Annotated in this window: 12 protein-coding genes and 1 pseudogene; 5 read left to right on the plus strand and 8 right to left on the minus strand. The window is 67.7% G+C overall.

Features of this window, described 5'->3' with window-relative positions:
- Nucleotides 1-192: 192 nt before the first annotated feature.
- Nucleotides 193-321: a hypothetical protein gene (locus tag ACRX5S_RS40415; RefSeq protein ID WP_436778292.1), complete on the plus strand. Its 129-nt coding sequence runs from the start codon at nt 193-195 to the stop codon at nt 319-321.
- A gap of 221 nt (nt 322-542) precedes the next feature.
- Nucleotides 543-1328: an SDR family NAD(P)-dependent oxidoreductase gene (locus ACRX5S_RS40420; protein WP_436778303.1), complete on the plus strand. Its 786-nt coding sequence runs from the start codon at nt 543-545 to the stop codon at nt 1326-1328.
- A 554-nt stretch (nt 1329-1882) separates the two neighbouring features.
- Here the strand turns inward: ACRX5S_RS40420 and ACRX5S_RS40425 are convergent.
- From ACRX5S_RS40425 to ACRX5S_RS40440, 4 genes are all read right to left on the minus strand, one after another.
- Nucleotides 1883-5020 (minus strand): Tn3 family transposase, encoded by a 3138-nt coding sequence (locus tag ACRX5S_RS40425; RefSeq protein WP_436778293.1) that lies wholly within the window; start codon nt 5018-5020, stop codon nt 1883-1885.
- Between the two features lie 95 nt (nt 5021-5115).
- Entirely contained in the window at nt 5116-5682 is a 567-nt protein-coding gene (locus ACRX5S_RS40430; protein WP_436778294.1) for a hypothetical protein, read from the minus strand.
- 575 nt (nt 5683-6257) lie between these two features.
- Nucleotides 6258-7253, minus strand: a complete 996-nt coding sequence (locus ACRX5S_RS40435; RefSeq protein ID WP_436778295.1) for a BsuBI/PstI family type II restriction endonuclease — start codon at nt 7251-7253, stop codon at nt 6258-6260.
- Nucleotides 7254-7259: 6 nt separating this feature from the next.
- Nucleotides 7260-8723, minus strand: a complete 1464-nt coding sequence (locus tag ACRX5S_RS40440) for an Eco57I restriction-modification methylase domain-containing protein (RefSeq protein WP_436778296.1) — start codon at nt 8721-8723, stop codon at nt 7260-7262.
- A gap of 557 nt (nt 8724-9280) precedes the next feature.
- On the opposite strand from ACRX5S_RS40440, the gene ACRX5S_RS40445 reads away from it, so the two are divergent.
- Together ACRX5S_RS40445 and ACRX5S_RS40450 are read left to right on the plus strand one after the other, a co-directional pair.
- A complete protein-coding gene (locus tag ACRX5S_RS40445) occupies nt 9281-10132 on the plus strand; it encodes an alpha/beta hydrolase (RefSeq protein WP_436778297.1) in 852 nt (283 codons plus the stop codon).
- A complete protein-coding gene (locus ACRX5S_RS40450) occupies nt 10129-10662 on the plus strand; it encodes a DUF6879 family protein (protein ID WP_436778298.1) in 534 nt (177 codons plus the stop codon). The genes ACRX5S_RS40445 and ACRX5S_RS40450 overlap by 4 nt, the downstream gene beginning before the upstream one ends.
- 104 nt (nt 10663-10766) lie before the next feature.
- Here the strand turns inward: ACRX5S_RS40450 and ACRX5S_RS40455 are convergent, their stop codons facing one another.
- The 3 genes and pseudogenes from ACRX5S_RS40455 to ACRX5S_RS40465 form a co-directional block, all read right to left on the minus strand.
- Complete coding sequence (locus ACRX5S_RS40455; RefSeq protein ID WP_436778299.1) at nt 10767-12731, minus strand: ATP-binding cassette domain-containing protein; 1965 nt, start codon at nt 12729-12731, stop codon at nt 10767-10769.
- A 169-nt stretch (nt 12732-12900) separates the two neighbouring features.
- Entirely contained in the window at nt 12901-13752 is an 852-nt protein-coding gene (locus tag ACRX5S_RS40460; protein WP_436778300.1) for a phosphotransferase family protein, read from the minus strand.
- Between the two features lie 338 nt (nt 13753-14090).
- A pseudogene (locus ACRX5S_RS40465) lies at nt 14091-14447 on the minus strand (NUDIX domain-containing protein); the annotation flags it as partial.
- Between the two features lie 14 nt (nt 14448-14461).
- On the opposite strand from ACRX5S_RS40465, the gene ACRX5S_RS40470 reads away from it, so the two are divergent.
- Nucleotides 14462-15229, plus strand: coding sequence for a hypothetical protein (locus ACRX5S_RS40470; RefSeq protein WP_436778301.1), 768 nt, complete (start codon nt 14462-14464; stop codon nt 15227-15229).
- 294 nt (nt 15230-15523) lie between these two features.
- Here ACRX5S_RS40470 and ACRX5S_RS40475 read toward each other — a convergent pair whose 3' ends face one another.
- A complete protein-coding gene (locus ACRX5S_RS40475) occupies nt 15524-16156 on the minus strand; it encodes an HAD-IA family hydrolase (RefSeq protein ID WP_436778302.1) in 633 nt (210 codons plus the stop codon).
- Nucleotides 16157-16734 lie beyond the last annotated feature (578 nt).

Here is a 16734-nt window from a genome sequence, read left to right on the forward strand (position 1 = left end):
GTCGAATACGAAGCCGCACTCACCGCGGCCTGACCACCACAACGACGGTGTCCGTCAAAGCGAAGCAAGCTCAAGTTCGACGAGGACGACCCCGACCGGGCGGTCTGCTACTCCGGCCTGCACGCACACCACCTCCTTGACGGAGCGGAGGGCGGCACCTTCTGGCTGGCGCGGGGCACATACACCAACCACATGCTCCGCACAGCGAACGGCTGGCGCATCGAGTGCATCATCCTGTTTTCCGCCTGGTCGGACGGCGACGAGAACCTCATCGCACGGGCCGTGGCACGCAATGCCGCGGAGGCCGGCACGGGTTCGTGACCGAGGACGCACCGCCAGCGGTCGAGGGCTGTTCTTCGACGCCGAGCCAGACGGGCACGGCGGAATGGAGCCAGGAGAACGGGGCCAAGGCCTGCGTCAGGCGAAGCGTCGATGATCCAGCCGGTAAACGAAAGTGTCCATACAGCGCCCCCGGTAGGTGCGGGCCGTACTCCGTCGGGCGGCGCTTTCGAGGAGGTCTCATGTCGTCTGGTTCCGGTCGGATGCAGGACAAGGTGGTCGTGGTCACCGGCGCAGGCAACGGCATCGGGCGCGGGTGCGCGTTGCGGTTGGCGGAGGAGGGTGCAGACGGGGTGGTCGTCGCCGACCTCTCGCTCGACCGGGCACGGCGGGTCGCAGGCGAAATCGTCGAAGCCGGCGGCCGGGCGAGCGCATACGCCGCCGATGTCCGCGACGCCCAAGCGTGCGAGGACATGGCCCAACACGCGGTCGACCGCTTCGGGCGCCTCGACGTTCTGGTTGCCGCAGCGGGCATCAACGGGCAGGGGGCCTCGGGCGACGAGCACGACGGGGTCACCGCCGGCCTGACGTTCTCTTCGCGGGTGTGGAGCAACATTCTCGACGTCAATCTCACTGGGCTGATGCAGTCCGATCGGGCAGTCGCCCGAAGGATGATCGCCGGCGGCGGCGGGGCGATCGTCAATATCGCCTCGATGTGCTCGGCCTGGGCATCTGCCGGGTCCACCCCGTACAACGTCTCCAAGGCCGCGGCCTGGATGCTCACCAAGTCGCTCGCCATCGAGTTGGCGCCGCACGGCATACGCGTCAACGCCGTCGGACCCGGCTTCATCGACGAGACCGGCATGACCGAGAAGACCCGGGCCGACGACCACGCATTCCGCGCCGCAACCGACCGGATCTTGATGGGGCGCTTCGGCCGTCCGCGGGAAGTGGCCGACGCGGTGCTGTTCCTCGCCAGCGACGAGTCGTCCTACTTCACCGGTTCCATCCTGTACCCCGACGGCGGATTCAACGCCCCCAGCCGCTGACGACCACGCCGCGCCGTCGCCTACTTTCCTTTGCGCCGCCGACCTGTGGGTTTCACGGATGACCAGCTTTGCGCGGTAGCCCGGACGCGGCGGAGTGGCCGCCGAGATCACGCCGCGCCGACTCCCGTCGGCGGGCGCTCCGTGTCCATGCCCGGGAGGAACAGATGGGCCGCCGGGCCGGGTTCGGGGTGACGCGACGGAGCCGGCCCGAACCCGGCCCGGTCCTCGTACAACGGCCTGGGTCCTGACCGGACAGGCCGAAATGCGGTGGAACACAGGAACGAACTGGCCGACGCATCTCGTCGCCGAAGCGCGTAAGCGCTCCGACGTGACCGGTGACGGCACCTACCGCGTGCGNGCGGTGGAACACAGGAACGAACTGGCCGACGCATCTCGTCGCCGAAGCGCGTAAGCGCTCCGACGTGACCGGTGACGGCACCTACCGCGTGCGCAGAGGGGACGTGCAAGCGCCTTACCGAGCGGGCGTTCCCGTGCGGCACTGATCCACGCCGCCGTCGAACGGAACGCTGTTGCCGGTCGGCCGGGAAACAGGGTCAGCCCGTGGCGGGAAACAGCACCTCCGGTTGCAGGTCCAGCCGGGTGGCCGGGTTTGCCTCGGGTGGGGCGAGGTCGAGGACCCAGTCGCCGAATCGGCGGATCGTGCGGGTGATGTAGGGGGAGATGGTGGCAAGGTCGTCAACGTCGACCGGATGCCCTTCGGCGGCCAGAGCGTTCGCGGCGTCGGTGATGTCGAGTGCGGTGGAGTAGATCGCGGCGTTCGCGATCAGCTCGTTGAACTTCACCACCCGCTCCTGGTAGTCGGGGTCGTTGTGGCCGATGAGCCGCCCGCCGATCATCAGCCACGTCGCGTAGTTGTGGAACGCCTCGGTGCGGTTCGTCACCGCGGTGATGTGCTCCCGCAGCTCCGGCTCCGACAGATACCGCAGCAGAGTCACCGTCCGCACCACGCACCCCAGCTCCCGCAGCGCCTTGTAAATGCGGTTGCGCTTGGAGTGGTTGCCCAGCCGGCGCAGCAGCGTCACCGAGGACAGCCGACCTTCCCGGATCGAGATCCCGGTGCGGAGTAGGTCGGTCCAGTGCCTCTTGATCAGGGCCCAGTCGATGGTGTGGTCGCCGAACAGCGAGTCGATGTGCCGGTAGCGGGTGGACGGGTCCGGGCGGTGGAAGACGAGGTCGTGCCAGTTGCGGATCCGCGGCAGCAGGTCGAAGCCCAGCAATGCGGCAAGTCCGAAGACCGGCAGCGACTGGCCTTGCGTGTCGGCGTGTACGGAGTCGGGGCGGATCGCTGAGTCGTTGGACAGCAGCAGGTCCAGCAGGTAGACCGCCTCCCACACCCCGCACGGGATGAACCGGGAGAACAACGCCACATAGGTGTCGGAGACCAGCCGGTACGCGATCCCGCCGAACCCGCCGTAGCGGATGTGGGATTCGGCCAGCAGGTTGTTCTCCCAGGTGTCGATCTGGGAGCCGTCGGCCGCCGCAGTGCGCCCGTCGCCCCACATGCCGGCGACGTCCAGCTGCGCGAACGCGTCGATGACGTCGACGGACGCTCGATGGATCTTGTTGGGGTCGGCGTGCTTGTTTCCCGCAGTGGAGATCTCGTGCGCGCTGACCCCGCGCATGTGCCGCGCGACCTCGGTCGGCCCCAGGTTCCCGCCGTATGCGAACGCCGTCACCACGTAGCGGCCCATCACGTCGCCGCGGATCTTCGGGTCCGACCCGGACGGCGGTCCGAAGTGTCGGTGCCAGCCGGTCAGGTGCGCGGTGCGCCCGAGGATGTCGAGCAGCGACCGTTCGGGCAGCCGCTCCAGGATCCGGCTCTCCAGCGCAAGTGCGGACGGCCTGCGCTCGGCCCCTTTGCGGCGGGCCAGCACCGGTAGCCCGCCTTCCAACCGCAGGTCGGTGTTCGCCGGATACCCCGCGTCCACCTCTCCGGCGGTCTTCGTCAACAGCCCGCGGTAGTGCGCGGCCAGTGCCGCCGCGTCGGCCGGGATGCCGGCCTGCTCGCAGAACTCCGCCGCGTGCGGGGCGCACTCCTCCCAGCTCATCACCTGGTCGTACAGGTTCGCGTACGAGTCCGAGCCGACCACCGCGACATCCCCACTGCGCAGTTCCGCGGCCAGGTGCGAGAACACGCACACCTCCAGGTGCCGGCGCGCCAGCATCCCCGGGCGGCGCTTGTCCCGCAGCGTCGTGCGCCACATCCCTGAGGCGAACGCGTCCACGTCGACCGCGAGAACCACCTTCTCGCCTTCGCGCACGTGCACCGTGGACTCCTCGATCCACTCCCCGCGCCGGTCCCGGTTCGCCCGGATGAACGCCACCGCGTCCACCACCGCCCGCTCCGCCGACGTCGCCTCCAACTCCAACGCGTCCACCAGCGTGAAGAGCACCGAGCGATGCGACTTGTAGAACTGCTCCACCAGCGGCAGATAGTTGTTCCCGTGGTGCGCCGCCACCGCCTCATGCGCGGCCGTCAAGGCCCCCAGGCCGCCGCCGGCCTCCAAGACCTTGAGCACCAGCTCGCCTGTACGCCGCGCAGCCTCCTCGCCGGCGGCCGCGACGGCATCGCCGCCGCCGTCTCCGCGCCCCTCGTCATCGGGTGCCGAGCTCTCGCCCTGGCCGTCGACGCCGGCAACCGACGTGGCATCGTCGTCTGCGGCGGCGGTGCCTTCCCAGGCTGCGGCCAGCACCTCGCCGAACACCTCCAATAGGCGCTCGGACTCGGCGCGGTGCGCCTCGCGCAACTCCTCCAGCCTTTCGCGGCCCCTGCGGTGGATGACCGCCATGCGCTTGCAGAACATGTCGGTCACCTCATCGCGTGCGCTGATCCGCAGCGTGTGCACCAGCGAGGCCAGCAGCGAAAGCCGCTTGGCCTCGCCAACCTTGCCCATGTCGTTGGCGTCGGTCAGACGCGCCTCGCCGGCGAAGTGCCCAACCTTTGCCATCGGCACCCCCACCAGCCATGCCCCGGTCGGACCGATTGCGTCCAACGCCGCCAGGTGCGCAAGCCTGGCCTTGAGCTTGCCGACCGTCGCGGCCTTCGCCGGGTCCTTGAGCCGGTCGAACTGACTGCGGCGCACCGCCGGATCGACCACCAGCAACCGCAGCAGCCGCGCCCGAGCGTCCCCGGGGACCCTCCCGGAGACCGCCGCGAACACACCCCGGTTGACCTCGGCGCGAATCGCCGCCGCCATCTCGTTCAGCGTCGAGAAGGCGGGCAGCTCCCGCCGCCTGCGGATCAGTTGCTCCAGCGCCACATTGATCAGGTCGGCCGGGTTGTCCTTGGACCGCGCGGCCGCGCGGATCGCCGCCTCAGCGATCACCCGCGCCCCGGCCTGGTCGTAGACCACACCCAACCGCTTACGTACGAATTCCCGCTGCCGCTTGGCCGTCCGGTCCGCGTCCACCTCACACCGAACGTCCTCGGCCAGACCCAGCACAGCACGCAAGGACACCAATGCCGCTGCTGGGATCTGGTCCAACCTCGGGAAATACCCGAGGTATTGGTACGACTTCAACCAAGCCGCCAGCGACAGCAAATGCGGACCGGTCGTTGTCTTCTCCCGCGCCCACGCGACCTCCTCGGCCGCCAGCATGAACACGTCCGGCACGTCCCGCGCCGACATCCGCTCGAACCGCGGATAGGCGGTGCGGTCGATCGACGTCACCAGCACCCCGACCACTCACGACGCAACAAGGCCCAAGCAGCTTAGCCACCGCCCGCGATCTCACGGCCCCTTTCCCGCGTATTCGGGTGCCATCCCTAGTAGTCGTGCTTGAACGGCAGTCGGCCGTCCGGCGAGCAGATGTCCTCCCACGCCCGGAGCGCGTACGGCATCAACACGCCGGCCAGGTATTCCTGCGCGGTCGTGTCCAGGCCGTTGATCCACTCCAGGTGCCGGGCCGCGATCCGCCGGTCGGTCGTGTAGCAGAACCGGCGGACCATGTTCGTCACCAGCCGGGCCTGGTGGTTGACCTTGATCCGGTGGGAGTCGACCGCGAGGTCGCGGGTGATCCCGAGCCGACGCGCCGTCTCGCGCGTCGGGATGTGGCCCGAGGAGTTCAGGCGGTCCCCGTACCGGCGCCCGACGGCCCGGAACGCGAGGGAATGCGCCGTACGGCACTCCACGTTCGCCCCGAACCGGGTGCCCGCGTCATCGGCGATCGACTTGTTGAACGCGACGTACAGGCCCTGCTTTCGGGTTGCGCCGCCCATCAGGATCAACGTCGACGTCTTGCCGGTTCCCGCCCCCGCGACCAAGGCGAGGTCCCGCCCTGACGCGAACACGTCCCGCGCTGCCTGTTGTTCAGGCGTCGGCGCGAGAGCCATCGCACCCTCCCCGTCGGCCGCGGCTTCCAGATGTCCACCCCTGACGGCCGAGCACCGCAGCCCCTGATGGACGATCACACGCCAAGGTCCCCGCGTCCACAGACCTCCGATGGAAATCCCTCGGGGGACAAGCGGACCAGTGGGAGGATCGGCGCCGTGCAGAACGCTGCGGCGTTCGCCGTTGGTGTCTGCCGCCGTGTACATCCCGCTGCACTCCGCCCCCGTCACTTCGCAAGCGTGATCGCGCAGCCATCCTACGAGCGTGCCAACCGAACAGGTTCCGAAATCGACAACAGATGGATACTCGTGGCGAGTTGCGCACGAGGCCCTGTCGGCTTCACAGCCTAACAAGCAGTCCACGGCCCGCCTCGACCACAGTGCGGACGGAGTGAGACGCGCCGCACGCTGATCGCGAGCGAGTCTTCGAAGGGGCTGCGGCGCGTCGCTGCCTAGGCACGCTGCCACCGCCGCCAGCGGGTCCGTCGCCCGGCTGTTGGTGCCGGGCCGCGGCGTCGACGTTATGTGCACGTACGCGAGCTTGGCCGGGTGTAGCGGCATCCGCACGCAAACGGGCCTTACGAGTCGGCGACAGGCTCGTCGTAGGGGCCTAGGAACCGTTCGCCGTTGAAGTGAATGAGGTGTGTGGGGTTGTCGGCGCACCACACGTCGGTCTCCCACGCGATATCCGCTAGATATTTGCGCAGTTCGACCCTGGTCGGGAAGCACGAGATGAACACCAGGCCCGCTGTTGCGCCAGCGAACAACTCCTTGAGTTCGCGGTGTCTCTTCGCGTCGACCGGCCCATGCGATGAAGCCGCCTCGATGAGCACCAACCAGTTGCGGTCCGTCAGGTAGACGACGAGATCCGGCATCTTGCCGTGCGTATCAACGGTCACGCCGAGGCCCTCGAGGGCGGTTCGTTGGAACACGCTCCACTTGTCGTCGGCGTCCCCGACGTAGAGGACGTGCCCTCCCGGGGTGTAGCGGGGACAGAACTCGTTGATGATCTCGACGATCAGTATGTTCTGGCCGCCGGGACTCAAGGTGATCGGTGTGCCGTCAGGCAGAGTGACGGGGATGCGGTGCATCTCCCGAGCGTTCGCATACATCGCCTTGAGGCCGACGTTCGTCACGAGGTATTCGCGGAGCCGAACCTCCCACTCCGGCTGTTGGAACGTGCGGATCAGAGCGAGGGCTTCGGGGGCGACCTGGTAGCAGCTCTTGGGCGAGTTGACCGCCCGCGTCGGGCTGTCTGGGTTGGGGATGACCAGGCCAGCTTCGATGAACTGATGAAGCGTCTTACGACGGATCGTCTCGCGTGTGTTCGCTTTGTAGTCCTTGTTGTAGCGACTCCGAAGCCAATCCATGATCTCGACGGTCCGCAGGAGGGGTGTTGCCGCGGAGGCCCATGGCTGGTGCGGGGTGAGGTCAAGCAACGCCAGAAGGACGAGAGCGGATCGCTCGTTGGATCGTTCCGGGTCGAAGCCCAGGTCTGTGAGTAAGTTCCTGGCTTCGGCCACCCGTTGCAACCGGGCGGATTCATCATCTGTTGTGAAGAGGTTGTCAGTCATCGAGGTTCAGACTGGCACTCCGCCGACATGCTGATCAACCAGTTCGTCTAGCTGGTCCTGGCTCGGCCATGTACCGCCGGCCCAAGCCGCGCCGAGGGCTCTCAACTGAGCTGCGGAGGGGTAGCGCAGGTTTCGCAAGTCAGTCGCGTTGATCTGCGTGTGGCCGCTGAACCGCCTGATGAGGCGATCGAGGAGGCTGGAGTTCAGCCACAGGAGCAAGCCGGCGGCCAGGTCGGCCGGCAAGCCCGCTCCTCGTCGGTTGAACACGTTGACGTGGTTCTCGAAGCCGATGGCCTCGCAGGGCACATGTGCAGGGTCGAACAGCGCTGCAACGACGCGACGTCGTTCCTCCTTCGAGGACATCCGTTTGACGACGACATAGTGACCGCTGGGTACCGCGAGCTTCTTCGTGGCCTCGTTGAGCATGATGGCGTTGGACTTCTTGGCGCCTGCCACCGGCCAGGTGACACGGCCGTTCCTCATGTGCAACGGGTAGATGAGGGGGATGGATCCGGGCTCAGGGTCATCGCGAAGATGGTCTTTTGCCCTGAAGTCGACCACTTTGCCGGTCGATACCTGAAGCTCCAGGTCTGCCAATGTGGAGGGCAGGGCCGCCAACGCCGCGGCGAGTTCCGCATCTTCGTCGTCGGCGCTGATGTGGATGAACGCCTCTGGGTCCGCAGGATGCACGACGTCGGCAAAGGGGACGGTGCGCCGCTGTGGCTCATGATGGTGGCTGTCGCTGAGAGAGATCACGACCGGAGTGCTCTGAGGCCCGTCGCGGCGGACCGCAGACAGGATCACGTTCTCCTGGAGGACGTCCGAGTCGGCGAACGCACTTGTGCGCGACTCGTAGACGTGAAGCAGGTCAAGGTCCATGTGGTCGAGGAAGAAGCGACGGAAAGCTCGGAAGTACGCGCCGTTGGTGAAGCTCCGGGGCGTGATCGCCACCAGCTGGCCACCGGGATTCAGGACGCGCACGCCCAGCGCCAAGAACGCCGCGTAGAGGTTGGAGACCTCAACCGCAGTCGCTTCGACCAAGCGGCGCTCGCGCGAGGCGCGTGCCAGCTTCCGGTAAGGGGGGTTCATGATGACCAGGTCAAAGCGCTCCGGTTGCGTCGGGAACAACGTCCCATCGTCCGCGGCCCAGCCGATGAAGTTTGTCTCGAGCGCTTCGGTCGCGATGGACCCGCCGAGCGCGCCTGCCTCCTGCTCGCAGTCGTCGAGCGTGGCTTGCAGCACGCCTGAGAGCTTCTTGTCCACCTCGCAGGCAGTCAGTGTGACCTTTACCTCCGGCTGCTCGGCGAGCACCCGTGCCACCAGTGCTGCCGACAGAGATCCCGCCCCCGCGCCCGGGTCCAGAACCCTGAGTGTGCCTCCGGAAGGCAGACGCGCGAGCGATGCAAGGTAGTCAGCCACGGGGGCAGGAGTGAAGAACTGGCCGAGCTCGACCTGCGTCCCCTTGTCCAACGCGCTCAAGGTTGCTCGCCGACGGGCCTCAGTCCGCTCGATCAGACTCGGATGAGATCTTGCTGTGGAAGTCACCGGCCTAGGGTACGGACATATGCCAGCGGCTCCGGCATCAGTGACCGAGTTACTGATCCTGCGGGCGACGCTGCTCCACTCCCGGAGAGTGACATTCCCTGTCTGGGAGTATTTGAGCGGTCACACGTTAGCCCGCGACAGCGTGGGGGGCTGGACGGGGTCGGCCGCGGAAAAACCTGGCGGCGATGATCACGCGGCGGAGCTTGGCGGTCATGTCCGCGAAGGACGGCTCGGTCTTGGCGGTGGACCAGAGTGAGCGGCATCGGGCCGCGGCGGCGTCGCGGTGGTGGCCCGGCCCTGGAGTGTTTACCAGAGCACGGTGATCGTGTAGGCGTTCAGGCCGAAGGGCACGGTTCGCTCGACCGCGTGCCTTCACCGCTCCGTCCTTCAACGTGCTCACCGCCCTGGTCACGATCCACAGTGCCAGTTGTGTATCTGGTGGACGTGGAGGCGGGCCGTGACACGCGATGGGAGTCCTTCGGATGCAGTTGGCGTCGATCGACGGCGTGCGGCTTGAGGCTGCTGTTCATCCGGCACGGGCGCAAGGCACGCGCGGCGCGGTCATCCAGGTGCATGGGATCAACGCGGACATGGCTGAGGGCGGGATGTACGTACGTCTCGCGGACCGCCTCGCTGACGCCGACTTCAATGCTCTGCGGTTCTCGTTCCGGGGCCACGGCGGTAGCGGCGGGACGCAGCGCGGCGCCACGATCGCCGGGGAGATGCTCGACTTCCAGGCCGCGGTCGAGTACACGGCTCATCGGTTCCCAGGCCCATTGTCGGTGGTGGCGTCGAGCTTTGGGGCGGTGGCCACGTCGCTTTCCCTGCCGTGGCTGGGGGAACGTCTTGATCGGCTGGTGTTGTGGAATCCGGTGCTGGACCTGCGGCGCACGTTCGTCGAGCCGGAACTGCCGTGGGGCTCCGCAAATTTCAACGCCGAGCAGCAGAAGCTTCTGTCGACGCAGGGGTTCTTGAAGCTGGACGGCGAGTTCGAGGTCGGTCGGGTGCTTTTTGAGGAATTCAACCGCTACCAGCCGATGAACTGCTTGCTCGACAGCGAGGTCCCGACGCTGGTGGTGCACGGCGACCGGGACAGCGCGGTGTCGTACGAGATCGCCCGCGAGGCTGCTGCCGCGAAGCGCAACACCGAGTTCCACACGGTGGTCGGCTCGGACCACGGGTTCGACACCCGGGAGCGGGAGGACGAGGCCGTCGCGGTGACCACGACCTGGCTCGCCCAGGCCGGGGAGCATGGGTCATTTTCGGTTGCATGCCGAGATGCCGAACACATCCCGCGCCCCGCCGAGCCGGCCGCGCCGACGGAGGAACAGTGACCGCCGCAGAGTCTCCGTTCCCGCAGCATCAGCTGATGCGCGATGCCGAGCATGCGGTGATCCACGTCGAGCTTCGGGACGTGTACACCGTGGATGCGGACCTTGACTATCCGGCTTGGCTGGAGGGTTGGCGGCCAGACCCTTCCGAGGAGCGGTGGCGCGGCGGTTTCTACGGGATCATCGGCGAAGCAACGGAGAGAGGCATCGACGTCCGACGCCTGAGGATCGTGTCGGAGCCGGTGACGGACTATGTCCGGTACGAGTACGACCTGACGTTCGCCAACGTCAACATCGGTGAGCAAGTCCGGTGGCTGCCGCAGCGGAACGCCGTGGGCCTGTTGGTGCCCGCTGTTGATTTCTGGACCTTCGACGCCACGACCATCATGCTCACGCACTGGGACGGCAACGGCCGCGCGGACGATCCCTTTCGCGACATCAGCCAGGACGCCGAGCTGATCAAGACCTACACCGCCGCTTTCGACGTGTTGTGGGCCCGGGCCACGCCACATGAGGATTACCTCCCGCGCTGATCCCGCTAGATAATCCACATCGCCGTGATCGACAACGTTCCTGCTGTATGATCCCGTGCGGCCTCCGAGAGCGGACCAGGGGCATGGAGCACCGGGCGGGCCGCTCATCGGTCCTGCTGTAGGAGCCAGAGTTCGCGGAAGAGGCCGGGCTTGGCCTTGAGTTCGTCGAAGGTGCCGCGTTGGATGACCCGGCCGTGGTCCAGGACGACGATTTCGTCGGCGAGTGCGACGTTGGCGAGCCGGTGGGTGACGAGGACGATCGCTCTGTCGTGGGCGTGGGCACGCAGCCCCATGAAGATCTTGTGCTCGGCCCGGGGATCGAGGGCGGAGGTCGGTTCGTCGAGGACCAGAAGGCGTCCGGCGCGGTAGAAGGCGCGGGCGAGATTGATGCGCTGCCACTGTCCACCGGACAGGTCGGTGCCGCCCATGAACTTGTGCGCGAGGCTGGTCCGGAGACCGTTCTTGAGCTCGGCGACGACCTCGTCGGCGCCGGACGCGGCGAGGGCGTGGGCGAGGGCGTGCTCGTGGTCAGGGCGTTGTTGGCCGGCGGTGATGTTGTCGCGGGCGACCAGTGGCCAGCGCACCACGTCCTGCGGCAGGTAGCAGATCTGGCGCCACCCGTGGTGCGGGTCCAGGGTGCGGGTGTCGTGCCCGTCCCAGGTGACCGCGCCCTTGGTGGGCAGGTAGAGGCCGGTGAGGAGGTTGGCGAGGGTTGATTTGCCGGAGCCGTTCTCGCCGACCAGCGCGACGATATTCCCGACCTGCACTTCGAGGGTGACGCCGTCCAGGGCGGGGGTGTCGCGGTTGTGGTAGGTGAAGGACACGCTGTCGGCACGGAACCGGCTGGGCTGGTCGACCACGTTGCTGCCTCGGTGCAGGGACATGCGGTGCCCGCCCGCCTGCCGGAGGAAGGCGTCCCACTGGTCCATGTACAGGCCGGACCCGTACATCGAGGTTCCCGCGGACACGATCCCGCCCAGGGAGCCGCTGACCGTGGTGAGCGCGAGAACCGCGGTGCCGGCCGCGGCGACGCTCATCCGGTCGGTGGCCAGCAGCCAGCACACCGCCGCCCACACCAGTCCCGCCGCCAGTCCTCCGCACAGCGCACCGGCCGCGGACACCCGTGCGGTACGCAACGCCGAACGCCGCTGGAGGAGTTCGACCTTGTCGGCGTGCCGCTGGTAGACGTCCAGGAGGTGCGGAGCGAGGGTGAACGCGCGCAGTTGGTTGGCGCCCCAGTCATCGGCGATGTTCCACCGCAGGTTGGCCAGCAGTACGCGTTCGTGCTGGGTCTCGGTGCTGGTGCGGTACTCGATCCGGGCGGCACGCACCGCGGTAACGCCGCGCGGCACGGCCCCGAGGAACAGAAGCGGCAGCAGCAGCCAGTGCAGGTAGGCGATCACCGACGCGGCGGCGGCGAAGGACGCGACCGCGGCGATGACGTCCTGCGAGTGAGTGAGCAGTTGCCGCATGGACTGCGCGCCGCGGTCGGCGGTGTTGTAGAGGGCGAGGAACCTGGGGTGGTCGTAGGCTTCCAACTCGGCGACCGCGACCGCCTCCAGCAGCATCGTCTCGGCTTTGCGCGCCAGCAACGGGGTCAGCCGCTGGGACAGGTAGACCACCACGATCCCGAGTCCGGCCCGCGCGCCGACTGCGACCGCAAGCAGGGTCAGTGCCGGGGCGGCGTCGCGTAACCGGGCGACGACGTCGCCGGTGGAGATGACCGCGGTGATGGTCGCGGTGGTTGCCAAGAGGCCGGCGGCGGCCAGCACGCCGGCGGCCACCTGGCAGGCCAGCAGCGCGACCAGAACCTTGCGGTCGGAGCCCCAGGCCAGCCGCAGCGCGGTGCCGATCAGCCGAGGCAGTCGCAGTGCCATCGCTCGGGTGGTCACCGTGTGCAGTTTGGCGTCGGTCTCCGCAGCGGCGGAGACGTACGTCAGCTCGTCGTCGCGCTCCTCCCCAGAATCCGCGTCGGTGAGCCGAACGCCCGGAGGCTCGTCGGGCGCGGAACGCGGCGCCGGAATGTCGTCGGCATGCTCGCCCGTCGCGGCATCGGTGTGCTCGGTCATGCCGAGGCTTCCTTCCCTACGCGCGAGCCGAGCCCGACATGCCCGAACCGGACCGTTACTGCGGTGAGTTCGATTCGGACGGCGACACTGGGATCAGTCACGGCAACTCCTCCATCGCACTCGACACCGGGACGCGCATGCGGAAGGCCGGCGAACGTCGGCCGGTCGTTCACGGCCCGTTTCGCAACCGCGCCAGTCCGGCCAGACCCCGCGCTTCCACCTCCGCGTCGCCGTTCTCGCGGCCCCACCTCGCCGAGTCCAACGCGTCCAGCACCACGTACCCGGCCAACGCCGCTTCCTCGTCCGCGGATAGGGCACGCCCGTACCCGCCGAGGAACGCTTCGCGCAGGTCCCACCGCCCCAGCCACGCCCCGTTCGGTAGCAGTCGGAAGTCCCGGACCGCCGCGGCGGGTTCGGCGCGCTCGAAGTCGACGACCCGCAGGCGTCCCTCATCCGGGACGTACAGCCAGTTGCGCGGCTGGAAGTCGCCGTGCGTCGCCACCACTGGCAGGCGCACCGCCGCCGCGTCCGCCAGCAACCCGCGGGCGAGAGCCAAGGCGCGACCGGTGATCGGGGCGCGCGCCAGATACTTGGCGGCGGCGTCTGCTGGCACGGCCGGTGCCGTGGGTGCCGCGCCGGGTACCCCGTCGTGGATACGTCGCGCCACCGCACCGGCCAGCGCGTGCACCCGCAGCTCCGCGGCGCACGTGAGGGGCTGAAGCTTCACCGGAGTTCCCGGAACGGCAGTGATCACGATGCCGGGCAGCGCCGCGTCGCCAGCCAGCAACGCAGGGGCGTGGTCGCCGAGGTGTGGCACCCAGGTGCGGTACGCGTCCACCTCGCGGCTATGGAACTTGTCGGTGGCATGCACCTTCGCGAACACGCGGATCCCGTCCTGCGTGCGGACCTCCCACACGTTCGACCCGGGACGCGGCCACGAGCACACCCGGGCGTCCGCAACCGGCCCGACCGCACTGCCGACCAAGGCAGCCACGGCCTCGGGTAGCAGCGCGGGCGTCACCGTCGCCTCCTTTCCCGCCAGGTGCGGTTCGCGCATTCGTTGTCGGCGGGCTCGACGGGGCAGGCGGGAAGGGGGTGTTCGGTAGGCAAGGCAGGACCTCCGAGACGACGGGAAGCGCACCCAGTCGGTACGGGCCTGGTGAGACTGCGCAGGCACGTGGTGGCCAGGGCAGTGCCGCGTATGCGCCGCAACCGGCCAGAGCTTCGGGCTTCCTCGACGGGCAGGAAGACACCCAGCATCGGGTGTTCGGCGGGGGCAACGGCAGAGCGCACGGAATCGGCGTCGGCGCGGGACTCGAACGGGCGCTCGACCAAACGTGCGGCTGCCGCGCCGGTCCGTCATGTCGTCCACCCGCATTCTGCGTAGGGCCGATGATCGGTGATCGCGGCCAACGCCCTCGCGGTGTACGGCACGGTGTTGTCGGGCAACGCATCGAGCGGCCACCAGCGGAGCGCGGCGCATTTGTCCGGCTCCCGATTGGCGATCTGGCCGCTGTATTGGTGGACGCGGAAGAACAGCTGGATCCTTGCGTGGCCGTCGTCCTCGTCGCGGTGGTGAAGGGTGTGGACCAGGTGCAGGTCCTCGGCGAGGACGCCGATGCCGAGTTCCTCGTGCGCTTCGCGGGTCGCGCAGCGGCGGACGGACTCGTCCTCCAAGGGTGCTGGACACGGGTGGCGTCTTTGTGGCGGCGCTGCGCGATTCTGGAGCGATGATCGGCAAGGACGCGACGTGGGACCAGCCCGGGAGCCTGAAGGTTCTCGCTGACTTGGTGAATGGAAGCAGCGTGGATCGCAGAAGGTTCCTCGCCGCGGGGGTCGCGCTCTCCGTCTCAGCGGGGAACTGGTCCAGGGCGTTCGAGCAGAAGCAGCTGACTGGAACGTCTGAACCTCTCCCCGACGGTCCGGCCCCGTTCGCGTACGTGGATGACCGTCTCGATCATCTCAGGCACCTCGACGACCAACTCGGCAGTGGCGAGGTGTACCGACTGGCCCGCAGTGAGCTGTCCCTGATCGTGAGGCTCATCAAGTCCGGTCGGTACCGCGGATCGACGGTGAGCCGCTTGCATGCGCTGGCGTCCGAAGCGGTCCGGCAAGTGGCGTGGAGCGCCTTCGACCAAGGCCGTCCGAGCATCGCCCAGCGCTTCTTCGACGGTTCTCTCCGAGCCTCCGCCGAGGCCGGCGATCCGATCAGCGGGGCCTACGCACTCTCGTTCGCCGCGATCCAGTGCTACTCCACCCCTGGACAGGCTACCAGGGCGATTTCGCTGCAGAAGACGGCACGAGACCAGGTGAGAACCAAGGCGACACCCCGTATGCACGCCATGCTGGCCGCCCGAACCGCCCGCGCACTGTCGAAGACTGGCGCGAAGACGGAGTGCGCCCGCGAACTGGACACCGCCCGTACCGCGCTGGACAGGGAACACATGACGACGACCCCAAGAGCCTGTATTGGGTCGACTACGGCGAGATCGAGATGATCGCCGGCTCTGCCGCCTTACAACTGGGAGACCCAACCGAGGCAGTACGCCGCTTCGAGGCCGCCATGACGGCGTCCTATCCAGGCGACGACGAATACCCCCGCAGTCACGCGATTTACCTGGCCCGTGCAGCCGAAGCCATCTGCCATGCACGACTTGGACGCAGCAGTAGCCAAGGCCCACCACGCGGCCCGATGCCTCTGCTCGGTGGACTCCGCGCGCTCAGCCTCTGAGCTCAAGGGACTTCGCGAGAAGCTGTCCGCACATACCTCGCACGCGGGCGTACGCGAGTTCCTACAGGTCGGATAGACGAAGCAGTTCACGAAGACGCCGAGCCGCGACCGCCTCGTCCAACGCGAGCAGAGGTGTCAAGCCGAGTTCGTACGCGGCGGCGAGGTTGTCTTCGCTGTCATCCACGAACAAGCACTGCGTGGCTGGCACACTGAGCTTGTCGAGCACGAGGCGGAAGATGGCCGGATCGGGTTTGCGCAGCCCGTGTTCCGCTGAGAGCACTACCTCGTCGAAGGTGCCGTGCAAGTCGAACCCGGCATAGGGGTCGTACGGTTCCCGTCCAAGGCTGTTCGACAGCACCGCGGTCTTGATCCCGGCCGCTCTTGCCTGCCGCGCGACCTTGAGCACGGGATAGGCCGGGAAGGCATCGTGGAGGTAGCGGCCCATCAGGTTGTCCGGCGCGACCCCGATCAGGGCAGCGAACCCGACGTTCCAATCGGTCTGGGTGATCTGGCCCAACTCGAGCTGCCGAAACAGCTCCTTCCCCCGTGGGTCGGCCCAGGCGCGAAGAAAGGTCCCTCGGCGGAGCTTCTCCCGATCCTCGAAACAGGAGATCACCTCGACCATGTTGAAGGTCAGGACCCCGAAGAAGTCGAAGATCACGCCGCCGTACTTGGGCCCTACGGAAGTCGCCATCCCCAAAGCCTACGATCCGCAGGGAAGGTAGAGCACAGCCTGGACGTGGCCGTCAGCTCGCTGTGGCAACCGCAGAGTGGCATGGGGCGGTGGCGTGGCAACCGACGTTTCAACGGCACTATCGACCCAGCAGTCCACGACGCTGTTTCGCGTGCCCCAGCCGTGATCTGACGTGCGGCGTCGGCGCATCGACCTCTGTCCGGTAGGCAGCTGACTGACTCGCTTGACCGTGCAGCCCTGTAGCGCAGATCGAGTCGTCGAGGTCGGGCAGGGCTAGGTAATGCCGGGCTAGTGTGGTGCCCCAACCTGCTGGACTGTCTTGCCCAAAAGCGCCCGTCATGCCTGCGTGGCAGCGCCCGCTCTGCCGCCTGGGCCAGAGTGTTGGGATGTCTACATCTCCCCCGCGACCCGGGGGCTTCAGCAGCACACGACCGTGCACGTCACCCCGTACCAGCAACCGCCCTTGTGCATCCAACCCAGCACACCCACCCAGCCCCGGCAACTCAGAAGCCGTTGTCGTACCGAACTTGGCGTCGGGTTATAGGACTTGGCTTCTCGTTGGGGTGATTCGGTCGCTG

Origin of the sequence: Yinghuangia sp. YIM S09857 (assembly GCF_051388915.1) — a bacterium.
GTDB lineage: Bacteria > Actinomycetota > Actinomycetes > Streptomycetales > Streptomycetaceae > Yinghuangia.

Bases quoted from the DNA above. Each gene is read 5' to 3' on its own strand.
- ACRX5S_RS40415 (WP_436778292.1), top strand. From the start codon at position 193: ATGCTCCGCACAGCGAACGGCTGGCGCATCGAGTGCATCATCCTGTTT.
- ACRX5S_RS40455 (WP_436778299.1), bottom strand. From the start codon at position 12,731: ATGACCGAGCACACCGATGCCGCGACGGGCGAGCATGCCGACGACATT.
- ACRX5S_RS40430 (WP_436778294.1), bottom strand. From the start codon at position 5,682: ATGGCTCTCGCGCCGACGCCTGAACAACAGGCAGCGCGGGACGTGTTC.
- ACRX5S_RS40435 (WP_436778295.1), bottom strand. From the start codon at position 7,253: ATGACTGACAACCTCTTCACAACAGATGATGAATCCGCCCGGTTGCAA.
- ACRX5S_RS40475 (WP_436778302.1), bottom strand. From the start codon at position 16,156: ATGGCGACTTCCGTAGGGCCCAAGTACGGCGGCGTGATCTTCGACTTC.
- ACRX5S_RS40470 (WP_436778301.1), top strand. From the start codon at position 14,462: ATGATCGGCAAGGACGCGACGTGGGACCAGCCCGGGAGCCTGAAGGTT.
- ACRX5S_RS40420 (WP_436778303.1), top strand. From the start codon at position 543: ATGCAGGACAAGGTGGTCGTGGTCACCGGCGCAGGCAACGGCATCGGG.
- ACRX5S_RS40445 (WP_436778297.1), top strand. From the start codon at position 9,281: ATGCAGTTGGCGTCGATCGACGGCGTGCGGCTTGAGGCTGCTGTTCAT.